The following is a 13,651-nucleotide window of genomic DNA, read 5'->3' as shown; positions in this document are numbered from 1 at the left end:
GATGCCGGTGCCTGCGGGCCCGGCGTCCGGAGCCGTCCTCGCGCACCGGACGACGACCACCGCTTCGCCGACGATCACCGCTTCGCCGACGACCACCGCTTCGCCGACGACCACCGCTTCGCCGACGATCACCGCTTCGCCGCCGGGGCCCTCGCTCCGGCCAGGGAACGCCGGCAGAGGAGGCCGCCCGCACCGGGGCCGCCCGAACCAGGGGGCCGGAAACCGGTCTCTGCCCGTCCCGGCACCGAACCAGGTCGAATGACCGATGTCAGCGTCACGTCCGATACGTAAGTTGGTCCGTGCCTCCCGTTTGACACAGACCCGACAGGTTTTGTCCCGTTCTGCCCGTCTGGCGGAGGGTCCGCCGGCAGCCGACACACGGACCGGCACCGCAACACCTCGAGGGTGGCACCGTCTCACCGCCGTACCCGGAGAAAGCCCATGACAACGACCTCCCTTCCCCGTCCCGAGACGTCCGTCGTCCGGGACCGGCCCCGAGCCGGCGACACGAACACCGGTGAGCGTTCCGCGGGAGCCCGGCCTCCGCGGGGCCGGGACGCCGTGCTCGGCGCCCTGCTCGACACCCTCGACCGAGCCCTGGAGCACGACGGCCGCGCGGTCGTCGTCCAGGGCGAGGCCGGCGTCGGCAAGTCGGCCTTGCTGCGGTGGACGACCGGCCAGGCCCGCCGCGAGGGCTGGCGGGTACTGCGGGTCACCGGCGCGAACGGGGGCGCGCGGCGTGGTTTCGCCGCGCTGGGACAGCTCGTCCGCCCCGTCCTCGACACCCCCGTCGGTCTGTCGGCCCCGCTGCGCACCGCCCTGCTGCGGGCGCTGGAGGGCGAGGGCCGCCCCGAGGACACCCTGCTCGCCTGCGCGGCACTGCGCCAGGGGCTGGCCGCGCTCGCCCAGGCCCGGCCCCTGCTGGTGACGGCCGACGACTGCCAGTGGCTGGACCCGGCCGCGGTCCGGGCGCTCGCCTACCTCGCCAACCGCCTCACCGGAACCCGCATCGCCCTGCTCGCCGCGGCGGGCGCCGGGGGCCCCGGCCCCTTCGAGGGCTGGGAGGCGAGCACGGTCGAACTCACCGGCCTGGACGAGGAGTCCGCGCGGCTGCTGCTCGCCGATCACTTCCCCGGACTGGCCCCGACGGTCCGCTCCGCGGTGCTCTGGACCGCGGAGGGCAACCCGCTTGCCCTGATCGACCTGCCGCACGCGCTGACGCCGGCGCAGCGCGACGGCCGGGCGCCGCTGCCCGACCCGCTGCCGGCGGGGCCCACGCTGGACGCCGTCCTGGGCCCCCGCTTCTGCGGGCTGCCCGACGACACCCGTGCCCTGCTCGCCGTCCTCGCCACGGCCGACGGGGAACTGACCGCCCGGGACGTCGGCTGGGCGGCGGACGACCTGCTGGGCGTGGGACTCGAAGCGCTCGGACCGGCCGAGGAGGCCGGCCTCGTCACCGGTGACCGCCTGCCGCGCTTCACCCGGCGCGTTCACCGCTGCCTGGCCTACTCCACCGCGCCCGCCGCCGCCCGGGGGCACGCGCACTCCGCCTGGGCGGACTTCGGCGCCACCGGCCCGGCGCCGTCCGTCCTCCGGCCGGCGGCCGACAACGTTGCCAACGACGACGAGGCGGGCGACCGGATCGGCCGGCTGGACGCACTGGCCCAGACCGCCATCGCCCGGGCCGATTACGGTGCGGCGATACGCGCCCTGCAGCGGGCGGGCGAGCTCAGTGTCCCGCCCGCCGAACGGGTCGGCCGCTTCACGGCGGCGGCCGCCACGGCTCTGCGGTGCGGTCGGCCCCACCTGGCGCTCGCCCTGACCCGGGACCTGGACGCCCACGACCGGCCCGAGACCGCCCGCACCCTCCGGGTGGTGCGGGCCTCCGCCGGATTCGACACCGCGTTCGCCGCCGAGGACGGTCACCGGGCACTCGCCGCCGCGCTGGTCCCCGGACCGGTGCTGGGCCCGGAGGGGCGCGACTGGGCCGCTTTCCAGCTGGCCACGCTCAGCTCGCTCACCCACCGGCCCGAACCCGCCCGTACGGCCCTGAACTGGCTGGACGAGGACGGCAGGGACGACGAGCCGCTGCGCGTCGCCATCACCGCCCACCTCGACCCGGTCGGCCGCGCCGACGAGATCCGGCGGCGGCTGCGCGCACTGGCCGACACGACGGTGCGCTCCCCCGACGTCTTCGGCGCCAAGGGGCTGGCCTGGCTGGCCGACGCGGCCTGGCGCGTCGACGAGACGGCCCTCGCCAACCGTCTGGTGGCCACCGTTCTGCGGCGCGCGGGCGCGGACGAACGGACCGCGGTGCGGCACTGCCGGTCGTTGCAGGCCGCGCTGATGACGGCCGGCGGACGCTGGGCGGAACTCCACGAGACGGTTCCGGACCTGATCCGCGAGGCGGACGACGAGGGACTGACGGGATCCGCGATCGACCTGAAGTCCCAGTTGCTGATGGTCTGCGCGTACCAGGGCCGCCGGGACCAGGCTGGCCCGCTGCTGCGGGAGGTCCGCCGGTGGGCGCGGGAACACGGTTCGGCGCACCACACGCACCTGGCCGAACACGCCGCGCACCTGCTGGCCCTGGCCGGCCGCGAGCCCTCCGCGCACGAGGGGACCCGGCTGCTGCTGCCCGCCGCCGATCCGGTGCGGGACCTCGTCGCCCGGCACGCCTACGTCGACGTGCTGCGCACCGCGCTGGACCAGGGCGACCTGCGGGAGGCACGCGCGCAGGACGCCCGGGCGGCACGCAGCGGACTCGGCTCCTTCTCCTGCGACATGGCGCTGCCGGTCCGGCACGGCAGGGCATTGCTGGCCGCGCACACCGAGGCCCAGGACACCGCCGAACGGTTCCACGAGGCGCACGAGGCCGCGACCGCCTCCGCCCGCCCCTTCGACCGGGCCCGTCTGGCGCTGGACTACGGAACCTGGCTGCGCCGGCAGCGGGACACCACGGCGGCCCGCACCCGACTGCGGTCGGCCTACGACGGGTTCACCCGGCTCGGCGCCCTGCCGTGGCGGGACCGGGCCCGGGCGGAACTGCGGGCGGTGGGTGTGAGCGTGCGGGAGTACGGACCGGACGCCCAGCCCGCGGCCGAACTGCTCCTGCTGTCGGCGCAGGAACACCGCATCGCCCGCCTCGCCGCCTCGGGACTGTCCAACCGGGAGATCGCCGACCGGCTCTACATCTCGCCCCGCACGGTGGCCTCGCACCTGTACAAGGTGTTCCCGCGGCTGGGCATCAGTTCGCGCCAGGAACTGGACCGGGCGCTGCAGGAAATGGGTGATGGCGCATGACGGGGAAGACGACTGCCGGGACGGCCGCGGCCGCGGGGCCGGCGGCGGAACGCGGGGCACGCCAACCGCGCGAGCGTACGCGTCTGACACCCGTGCCGGCCCCGGCCGGAGCGGTGCGGATACACGCCCTGCGGCCGCACGGCGGACGGGACGGCGTCCCCGAGCCGGCTCCCGTCACGATCGCGGTGACGGCGAGCGACCTGCTCACCCTGGAGGGCGCCAGGGCCTGTCTCGGCGCGGCCGAGGGGGTGGAGGTGGTGCCGTGGGAGGAACGGGAGCACGCACAGCTCGCCCTCGTCATCGCGCACGAGGTCACCGCGCGCACCCTGGCCCGCGTCGGCGAGGTCTCCGGCGCCTCGGACGGAGGAAGTCCGCCGGTCCTCCTGGTGGCGGACGACATCGGCGAGCGGCAGTTGCTCGAGGCGGTCGACCGGGGCGTCGTGGGAATCCTGCTGCGCGCCGAGGTCGGCTACGCGGACATCCTGCGCGCCGTCCACAGCTCGCTGGACGGCGAGTCGCCCATGCCGCCCGCGATGGTCCGCTCCCTGGTCGACAGGTTGCAGTCCCTGCAGGCGGCGGGCCGGCCGGAGCCGGGTGCCGCCCTCACCTCCCGGGAGGTGGACGTGCTCGGGCTGCTGGCCGACGGGTTGAGCACGGCCGAAGTCGCCGACCGGCTCAACTACTCGGAGCGGACGATAAAGAACGTGCTCCACGACGTCATCGTGCGGCTGAAACTCCGCAACCGCACCCAGGCCGTGGCGTACGCCATCCGCAGCGGCGCCCTGTGACCGGTCGCCCTGTGACCGGTCGCCCTGTGACCGGTCGCCCTGTGACCGGTCCCCCGCCCCGGCTCCGACCGCGTCCGGCGGGCCGGGCGGCGATCCACGCCGGGCCGCCTCCTTCTCCCCGATGGTCCGGCTCGCCTCCGGGGACTCGCGAACACATCGCGGCGGGGGCGGCCGAGTTCCCGGCGGCGGGACCCCCCGGCCGGCCGTGACCGGCGCTCGGCCGTAGGCCACGCGCCGTGAAGCGACTCGGCCGCCGTGCCCCGCAACCGTGACCACTCCCCTCCCCCACCCCTTCGCCCCGCCCCGGCCACGCCGCCGGCCCCCTCCCCTACCCCACCCCGTCCACGTCGCCCGTTCCCTCCCCCCACCTCACCTGGCCTCGCCGCCGGCCCTCCTCCGCCTCACCGCCGGCCCTCCTCCGCCTCACCGCCGGCCCTCCTCCGCCTCACCGCCGGCCCCCTGCCTCACCTCGCCCCGCCACACGGCCGGTCCCCTCCCCCACCCCTCACCCCGGCCCGACTACACCGCCGGCCCCACCTCCCATTTCGCCCGGTCACGCCGCCGGCCCCTCCCCCACCTCGCCCCCGTCACGCCGCTTGACCCCTCCCCCACCTCGCCCGACCCCGACCACGTCGCCGACCCCTCCCCCACCTGACCCGGTTACGCCGAGCGTGGCGTCGGCGAACCCGACCCGACCACCCGGCGCCGCCTCGTCGGCGCCCCTCCCGCAGGACAGCGGCATCCGGTTGAACCCCGGCCCGTCCCGGTCTCGTGCAGCCGATGTCCTGTCGTGCGGGACCGCACGAGCGGAGGAACCCGGAAGATGTCTGCCGACACCGTCAACGACCCGGTGGTGTGGCTCCCGTACGAGCCGAAGGAGCTGGACGACCTGCCCGAGGGGCTCACCTGTCTCTACTGGGACGGCACCGACGTGTACCCCAGCGCTCCCGAGGAGGTCCGCTTCCTGACCGGTTTCCCGGGGACGAAGGGGTACGTTTCCCTGATCGACGCGCTCTCGCGCACCCGCGACCTGGACGTGCTCCAGGTGCTCAGTTCCGGCTACGACTACCTGCTCCCGCGTCTGGACCTGCTGCCGCCCGGCGCCCGGCTGTGCACCGGGCGCGGGGTGCACGCGGGCCCCACCGCCGAACTGGCGCTCGGCCTGCTCATCGCCTCCGCCCGCGACATACCGGGCTTCGCGCGCGCCCAGCGCGAGCAGCGGTGGGCGCCGCGCAGCCTCACCACCCTGGGCGGCAAGCGAGTCCTGGTGGTGGGGCAGGGACCGGTGGGGGCCCTGCTCGCCGACCGGCTGGAGGTGTTCGGCTGCACCGTGGTGCGGCTGGCCCGCACCTTCCGCTCCGCCTCGGGCGTCGTGGTCCACGGCGCCGACGCCCTGCCGGATCTGCTGACGACCGTGGACGCCGTCGTCCTGTGCGCGCCGGCCACCGACGAGACGTACCGGATGTTCGACGCGGCGGCGCTCGCCCTCCTGCCCGACGGCGCGATCCTCGTCAACGTCGGCAGGGGCGAACTCGTCGACACCGACGCCCTGACGGCCGAGGTGGCCGCCGGCCGGGTGCGGGCCGCCCTCGACGTCACCGACCCCGAGCCGCTGCCCGTCGGCCATGCGCTGTGGCGACTGCCCGGCGCGCTGCTGACACCGCACGTCGGGGCGTTCACCGACGCCTTCGAGGAAGCCTCCCGGAGCTTCCTGATCCGGCAGCTGCACCACTACGCGCGGGGCGAGGCCCTGCCGAACACGGTACTGACGGCGCCCGGGCGCACCAGGCACTGACCGCTTCCGGGTGCCGCCCCACGGCCACGGTCACCGCCGCGGTGCGGGCGTTTTCGCCATGCGGATGCCGCGGGGCGCTCCACCGGCATCCGCGTCCGCGGGACTGACTCCGCCGCCGCGGTCACCGCGTTCCTCGCCGGTCCCTCCCCCGCGCACCCGTACAGAAAGAAGAAGGCGCCTGGGTGCGATCGACGCCGCCGACCTGCGGGAGGGCCACCGCCTCCCGGAGGTCGGCGCCGCCATCGGCAAGACCGCCCTCGCCGGCTTCCGAACCCGCCCGGCCTGCCCCGACGGGACACACGTTTCTCAACATGTTTCCCGTCGTGGCCATCTGCGCACACCGCGCCGTCGTTGAGACACGTATTCCTTGAGTACTCTCGGAAACGCAGCGTCCGGACCGCGGCACACCTGTCAGGTGGGTGGCCAACCCCGGCCGGACCGAGGGCTGTCGAAAGGCCGCAGGCGGTGCGGGGGAACCCGGGAACCGGGCCGGGCCGGATGAGCGGCAGCACACTGAGGAGGATGGGCCGTGGCACGCACGACACTGACCGTGGGCCAGGACGGTGAGTATCCAACCATCGCGTCGGCCCTGGCACGTGCGCGTGCGGGAGCGGTGATCCGGGTCGGCCCGGGCTCGTACGCCGAGAGCCTGACCGTACGGGCCCAGGTCAGCATCGTGGCCGACGGCCCGCCGGGTTCGGTGGAGATCGCCCCGCGTACCGGCAGTGCGCTCACCCTGGCCGCGGACGCGGTCCTGCTGACGGATCTCGTGCTGCGCGGCGGCGAGGACGACCTGCCCGTGGTGGACGCCGTGCGCGGCCAGGTCGCCCTGGACGGCTGCCAGGTGATCGGCACGGGCTGGACGGCGCTGCTCAGCCGGAACACCGGTTCCCTTGCGATGCGGGGCTGCCGGGTCAGCAACCCGACCGGAGCGGGCGTCGTCGAGACCGGCTCGGCCGGAAGTGTCCTGGAGGACTGCGTCCTGGAGGATCTGGGCACGTCCGCGGTGGTCGTCAGCGAGGGCGGCCGGGTCGTCGTACGCGCGTGCGTGCTGCGTGACGCCCGGGGCAACGGGGTGCTGGCGAACGGCCACTCCACCGGCTCGGTCGACGACTGCGAGATCCACTCCACCGGCAAGCCCGGCATCGCCCTGGAGGGCGCCACCAGCGTCGCCGTCAACCGGACCACCTTGGACGACTGCGCCCTCGGCGTCTACCTGGCGTCGTCCGCGCTGACGGAACTGACCCGGGTCCGGGTACGCGGCGCCACCGGGCACGGCTTCGCGGTGGCGAGCCGCAGTGATCCCCGGCTGACCGGCTGCGTCACCGAACGCACCTCAGGCAGCGGCCTGTTCGTCACCGACCGGGCGCGTGGCCGGTACACCGGTTGCGTCTTCACCGACGCCGAGCAGCCTGCCGTACAGATCGGGCAGTCCGCCGCGCCCGTCCTCAGAGACACCAGGGTGACCGGCGGCCAGGCCGCCGGAGTGCTGCTCTCCGAGGAGTCCCAGGCGGAGATCGACGGACTGAGCGTCCAGGGCGCCCGCGGGCCCGGGGTGGTGGTGCGTGCGAACGCCCAGCCGCTGCTGCGCAGGCTGCGGATCTCGGACGGCAACGGCACCGGCATCCTGGTCCAGGACGGCGGCCGTGGCCGGTTCGAGGACTGCGAGGTGCACGGCGGCTCCGGACCCGCGCTCCGCGTCGAGCAGGGCGGACGCCCCCAGTTCACCGGCAGCGCCTTCCGGTCCGCGGGCCGCGCGGGCGTGTCCGTGGGCGCGGGCGGCAGCGTGTCGCTGCGCGACAGCGAGGTGGCGGGCAGCTCCGGTTCGGGCGTGGCGGTGGACGACGGCGGCGAAGCCGGCCTGGTGCGGGTCCGGGTCACCGGCTCTAGGGCACACGGCGTCCTGGTCACCGCGGGCGGCAGGGCCACGCTGCGGGACTGCGTCTGCACCGGCAACACCGGGGACGGCATCCGCCTGGACGGCGCCGAACCGATCACGGTGAGCGGCTGCACCGTCCACTCCAACCAGGGCGCGGGACTGCGTCACACCAAGTCCGGCCCGACCCTCACGGTCGAGCGCCTGGAGAGCTCCGACAACGGTCTGCCCGACGCCTGGCAGACGCAGTCGCCTGCCGACGGAGCACACCGTCCCGAGGGCGCGGCCACCGAGAGCGGGGCGGGCTCAGCCGCCGCCCCGCCGGAGGGCCCGTTCGCCGAGCTGGACGCCCTGGTGGGTCTGGCCGGCGTCAAACAACAGGTCAACACCCTGGTGAGTCTGGGGCGCCTGACCCAGCGCCGCGCCCAGCTCGGCATCCCCGCCCCGCCGATGAGCCGGCACCTCGTCTTCGCCGGCCCACCCGGAACCGGCAAGACCACGGTGGCCCGCCTGTACGGCTCCATCCTCGCCGACCTCGACATGCTGCCGTCCGGGCACATCGTCGAAGTGTCCCGCTCCGACCTGGTCGCCCAGGTGATCGGCGGCACCGCCATCAAGACCACGGAGGCGTTCCGCAAGGCGCTCGGCGGTGTGCTGTTCATCGACGAGGCCTACACCCTGCTCTCCGACAGCAAGGGTTCGGGCGCCGACTTCGGCCAGGAAGCCATCGACACCCTGGTCAAGCTCATCGAGGACCACCGGGACGAGGCCGTCGTCATCGTCGCCGGATACTCCAAGGAGATGGAGGACTTCCTCAGCGCCAACCCCGGTCTGGCGTCGCGCTTCACCCGCACCATCGAGTTCGAGAACTACTCGACCGACGAACTCGTCACCATCACCGAGAACATGTGCGCCGACCACAGCTACGTTCTCGCCCCCCTCACCCGGCAGGCGCTGCACCTGCACTTCTCCCGGATGCGGCGGGACGCCACCTTCGGCAACGGCCGCGCCGCGCGCCGGGTGTTCGAGGAGATGGTGGACCGGCAGTCCTTCCGGCTGGCGTCCATGCCCGAGGCGGGCGAGACCGACCTGACCCTGATGCTCCCCGAAGACGTCGGAGACGACGAGGCCGCCCAGGTCCGGTCCGGGTCGGCCCAGTCCGTCGAGAACTCCGACGCGCTCGCCCGGATTCGCGCCATGACCGGCCTGGAAGCCGTCAAGCGCGAGGTCGGCGGCATCGTGGACCTGCTCTCCGCCTACCGGCAGCGGGCGGCGGTCGGCCTGCCCACCCCGAGGATCAGCCACCACCTGGTCTTCTCGGGTCCGCCCGGCACCGGCAAGACGACCGTCGCCCGGCTCTACGCGGAGCTGCTGCGATCCTTCGGCATCCTGCCGCGTGGACAGCTCGTGGAGGTGGCCCGCGCCGATCTGGTGGGGCGCTACATCGGTCACACCGCCCAGCTCACCACGGACGCCTTCGAACGGGCCATCGGCGGTGTGCTGTTCATCGACGAGGCGTACACCCTGGTCCCGGAGCACTCCCCCCAGGACTTCGGCCGTGAGGCCGTGGACACCTTGCTGAAGCTGATGGAGGACCACCGCGACGAGGTGGTCGTCATCGTCGCCGGCTACCCGGACGAGATGGCTCGCTTCCTCGATTCCAACCCCGGTCTGGCATCCCGCTTCACCCGCCGGATCGAGTTCGAGAACTACTCGACGGACGAGTTGCTGTCGATCGTCGCCGAACAGGCCGCCGCCGCCGAGTACGAGTGCGCGCCGGAAACCCTGGCGGCCCTGCGCGGATATCTGGACGCACTCCCCCGGTCCCGCTCGTTCGGCAACGCGCGGCTGGCCAGGCAGCTCGTCGAGCAGATGATGACTCGCCAGGCGGGCCGCCTGGGCACCATGACGGACCCCGACCGGGAGGCACTGACCACATTGCTGCCGCAGGACCTCCCGTTCTCCCTGGAAGGGTCTCCGAACCCGGCCTGAACGGGGCCGGCCGGTGGCGGCACGTCCCCCGCGCCACCACCGGCCGAGAGGGACATCGGGACCCCGCGAGCTATTACGCCGTAATAATGCGAAGCCGGTCGGTCGAGCGACCGACCGGTCGCTGACGGCTGCCTGGGCCGGCTTGGGGACCGTCTCGATCGGCGGTCCGGCTCACTGGTGCAGGTGAGTCAGAACCCCTTCGTTCACGAGATAGGGGCGTTCGCGGGGCAGCAGTCGCCGTGCGGCGTCGAGCTCTCCGTCCCGTACATGCGCGTGAACGGTGTGGGCCAGCGGTGTGACGTCGGTGATGGAGACGATCCACTCGTCGGCGTAGCGGCGTGCGGCTTCGCCGGCGAGGCCGAGCTGGAGCGATCGGTGGGCAAGTGGCTGGAGGTGCAGATCGCGTTCGGGGTCCCACTGCACCCGGGCCGGAGCCCGCTTCACATCGCGCTTCCACGTGGCGTGGTCGGCATGGAGGCCCTGCTCGTAGTGGGACAGGCAGGAGTGTGCCAGTGCCCACTCGAAGCCTTCACGGGAGATCTCGACGGCGAGTACGGTCTCCTGTCCTTCTTTGGTGCCCCACCCGCAGCGGTACATCATCCACAGGAACGACGGCTTGATCCATGTCATCCGGTTCCGCCGCCACACCTCCGGGAAACGGCCCTTCTGGGCGGCCGGCACGCCGATCTCAGGGGCGTACGCCTGGTAGACGGTGACCGTGGAAGCCGTGTGCAGGGCTCGAATCTGGTATTTGGGTTCTGCCACGGGGACCAGGGTGAACGCACCGGTTCATGTGCGCCATCGAATTACCACGGCGGCGGGCCGGCGAGCCTGCGGGAGCAGATGAGGGTGACGAAGTTCGGTGCCTGGTTTGTGGCAGGTGGCCCGCCGGGCGGCGCGGTCGGACGCCCGCCCCTTCGCCGTACATGGCGTCTGGACTCGCAACACGCTCACCGGTGTGGCGCGAGTTCTTCGACCGGCTTGCCGAGATGTCGGTGCGAGAGACCGCAGAAGGCGCGATGAGCCGCGGCCCCGCGACCTGCTTGGGGGGGGGCACACCGCAAGAACCCGCGCGGCCGACGTCATGTCACTGCTGCCGCCAGCCGAACACGCGGGTCGGCCCGTTACCAGCGCACTGCGGTGAAGTCGACGGGTCGGGGCCGGAGCTCTCGGGTACGCGCTGTCAGCCGTCGCAGCCGCCGTGCCATGTCGTCGCCGGGGAGTCGACGACGGTCGCCATGGCCCGGCAGCAGCCACTCAAAACGCAGCCGGTCAGCGGTCCGGGCCATAGAGGCGGCCAACTCCCCGATGGAGTACCAGGTGACAGTCTCGGTCACCTCGATGTCCGCTGTCGTGCGCGACCAGTAGAAGCTGTCGCCGCTGAAGCAGTACCGCTCGTCAGCGAGGTAGAGCACGCTGCCCCGCGTGTGTCCGGGGAACGGAAAGACGGTCACCCCGTCGGCGATCTCTGCCGGGTCGGTGCCACGGAGCACACGGTCGGCGTCCGGAGCTGCGTCAAGGTCACCCTCATGGATCCACAGCCGGGCGCCGAAGCGGTCGGCGTAGCGACGGCCGTGCGCGGCATGGTCGCGGTGGGTGAGCAGGACATCGGTGACACGGCCCAGCGCCTCGTAGCGCGTGGCCAACGAAGTGCTCCAGCGCGGCGTGTCCACCATCATCGCGGTGCCGTCGGGGCGGCGTAACAGGTAGGAATTGGCTCCCGCGGTGTGCGTGGAGTTGTGCCCGCACAAGTACACGGTGTCGTCCAGGGCCATGGGAAAGGGGTCCAATGCTGTATCCAGCGGCCCGGCCGGGGGACGGATCGACCGAGTGGGACAGGCATGCGCGGCAGCATGGAGCTGCCGGAGCTCGGATTGGCCAGTTGGCTGGCGCAGGACGACCGAGCGGCCGCCGACCTCACCGACCAGGCCGGGCGCGAGCTGCCGGGCGACGTCGCAGTTCATACAGCGCTCGTCCACATGCCAGCCGCCATCGATTCGTCCATCGCCCATGGCCTGCTCCCCTCCGCACTGCGCCCGCCGACCGGCCGCTCATCATCAGGGATATCCCGCGCGGCGCGAGAAAAGGAAGAGAGCCTGGATCTTGTGCTTGCGGCATCGCGCTGCTCTGAGAGTCCGCCTCGGCTCGGACGGATCGGTGGGAGCACGGAGCACCGGCATCCGCACACCGGCCTCGCCCGTCGCACACCGTTCTTCCAGACGCGGGCAGGAGCGGCACGTCTCCGGTCGCCGCAAGTCACTTGACCGATGCGGACGCTGGACGGATGGAGGAGCCTGACGGAAAAGGGGGTCCGGCAGCCGCCGGAAGCACTCCCCTCACCGTGGAACGGAAGAAGGGCTCACTGTCGTGGTCGGTTCGCAGGACGTGGAGGATGTCGACCTGCTGGTCGTCGGGGGCGGCAAGGCAGGCAAGACGCTGGCCATGGACACCGCCCGCGCCGGGCAGCGCGTGGTGATGGTGGAGCGGGGCATGATCGGCGGCACCTGTATCAACGTCGCGTGCATCCCCACGAAGTCGCTGGTCACCAGCGCACGGCTGCTGCGCAGGGCGACGGGTGCCGAGGCACTGGGGCTGCGGCTGGGGCAGCCCGAGGTGGACCTGGAGCTGCTGCGCTCCCACAAGGAGGATGTCGTCTCGGGCATGGTGGAGGTCAACCTCCGCCAGTTCCTCGACAGTGGCATGGACCTGGCGATGGGGACCGCGCGCTTCATCGGGGAGCGCACCGTCGAGATCGCCCTCAACGACGGCGGCCGCCGCGTGGTGCGGGGCCGGGACGTGGTGATCAACACGGGTACGGTCCCACGGATCGCGCCGATCACCGGGCTCGCCGAGGCCAAGCCGCTCACCAGCGAGTCCATCATGGACCTGCATCACATCCCGCGGAGCCTGGTGGTCATCGGCGGGGGTTACGTCGGGCTGGAGTTCGCCCAGATGTTCGCTGCCTTCGGCAGCCGGGTCACCGTCCTGGAGAGCGGAGGGCGACTGCTGCCGCGGGAGGACGCCGACGTCGCCGAGGTCCTGCTCGGGCATCTGCTCGAGGACGGCGTGGAACTGCTCACCGAGGTGACGGTGAAGGAGGTCTCGCGTCAGGACGGCAAGGTCGCGGTGCTGCTGGGCGACGGCCGGACCCTGACCGCGGACGACGTGCTGGCCGCCACAGGGCGTACGCCGGTCACCGAGGGGCTCGGCCTGGACGCGGCGGGGGTGCGGATCACCGAGAAGGGGTTCGTAGCGGTCGACGACCGACTGGCCACCAGCGCACCGCGCACCTGGGCGGTGGGCGACGTGGCGGGCAGCCCCCAGTTCACCCATGTCTCCCTGGACGACTACCGCATCGTGAAGGCCAACATCGCGGGAGGCAACCGCAGCACCAGCGGCCGGCTCGTCCCGTGGAACCTCTTCACCGACCCCGAGCTGGCCCGCGTGGGACTCACCGAGGACGAGGCCCGCCGGGCAGGACACCGCATCAGGGTCGCCAGACTGCCCGTGGCGGCCATTCCGCGGGCACGGACCCTGCGGGACACCCGGGGCGTGTGGAAGGCCGTCGTGGACCGTGACAGCGAGCAGATCCTCGGTGTGGCCCTGCTCGGCCCGGAGGCGGCAGAGGTCGTCACCGTCGTCCAGACAGCCATGCTGGCCGGCCTGCCGTACAACGCACTGAGGGACGGAATGATCGCCCATCCCACGATGGCCGAGGGGCTGAACGCGTTGTTCACCGCCTGGCTGGACTGACGGTCCCTGGAAAAGCCCCTCCAGGGACCGAAGCTGTGAGGGACTGACGGATCCGACTCGGGCGGCTCCCTTCGGTCCCTGCACAAGCTTGGGTCCCTGGAGGGACTGAGAGCCGCTCCCGGCTCTTGCCCCTGCCCTCAAGGC

The 13,651-nt window shown here is 72.9% G+C and carries 7 protein-coding genes; 5 read left to right on the top strand and 2 right to left on the bottom strand.

The genetic code is table 11. The annotated features are described in order from the left end of the window. Positions 1 to 441 precede the first annotated feature (441 nt). The 4 genes from ACF061_RS13565 (at position 442) to ACF061_RS13550 (ending at position 9,754) form a co-directional block, all read left to right on the top strand. The gene (locus tag ACF061_RS13565) at positions 442 to 3,303 is read left to right on the top strand and encodes an AAA family ATPase (RefSeq protein WP_392267006.1); all 2,862 of its coding nucleotides are present in this window, start codon (positions 442 to 444) and stop codon (positions 3,301 to 3,303) included. Between the two features lie 113 nt (positions 3,304 to 3,416). Then, positions 3,417 to 4,091, top strand: coding sequence for a LuxR C-terminal-related transcriptional regulator (locus ACF061_RS13560; protein WP_392267005.1), 675 nt, complete (start codon positions 3,417 to 3,419; stop codon positions 4,089 to 4,091). A gap of 823 nt (positions 4,092 to 4,914) precedes the next feature. Then, on the top strand, positions 4,915 to 5,886 hold the full coding sequence (locus ACF061_RS13555) for an NAD(P)-dependent oxidoreductase (RefSeq protein ID WP_392267004.1): 972 nt from the start codon (positions 4,915 to 4,917) through the stop codon (positions 5,884 to 5,886). A 529-nt stretch (positions 5,887 to 6,415) separates the two neighbouring features. After that, the gene (locus tag ACF061_RS13550; RefSeq protein ID WP_392267003.1) at positions 6,416 to 9,754 is read left to right on the top strand and encodes a right-handed parallel beta-helix repeat-containing protein; all 3,339 of its coding nucleotides are present in this window, start codon (positions 6,416 to 6,418) and stop codon (positions 9,752 to 9,754) included. A gap of 171 nt (positions 9,755 to 9,925) precedes the next feature. Here ACF061_RS13550 and ACF061_RS13545 read toward each other — a convergent pair whose 3' ends face one another. Together ACF061_RS13545 and ACF061_RS13540 are read right to left on the bottom strand one after the other, a co-directional pair. After that, positions 9,926 to 10,519, bottom strand: coding sequence for a DUF4291 domain-containing protein (locus ACF061_RS13545; RefSeq protein WP_392267002.1), 594 nt, complete (start codon positions 10,517 to 10,519; stop codon positions 9,926 to 9,928). Positions 10,520 to 10,878: 359 nt separating this feature from the next. Beyond that, positions 10,879 to 11,766, bottom strand: a complete 888-nt coding sequence (locus ACF061_RS13540; RefSeq protein ID WP_392267001.1) for an MBL fold metallo-hydrolase — start codon at positions 11,764 to 11,766, stop codon at positions 10,879 to 10,881. A gap of 355 nt (positions 11,767 to 12,121) precedes the next feature. Here ACF061_RS13540 and ACF061_RS13535 point away from each other — a divergent pair, with 355 nt between their 5' ends. Beyond that, on the top strand, positions 12,122 to 13,507 hold the full coding sequence (locus tag ACF061_RS13535) for a dihydrolipoyl dehydrogenase family protein (RefSeq protein ID WP_392267000.1): 1,386 nt from the start codon (positions 12,122 to 12,124) through the stop codon (positions 13,505 to 13,507). Positions 13,508 to 13,651 lie beyond the last annotated feature (144 nt).

Origin of the sequence: Streptomyces sp. NPDC015220 (assembly GCF_043079345.1) — a bacterium.
In the GTDB taxonomy this organism is placed as follows: Bacteria; Actinomycetota; Actinomycetes; order Streptomycetales; family Streptomycetaceae; genus Streptomyces.
This window is presented reverse-complemented; position numbering and strand designations above follow the sequence as displayed.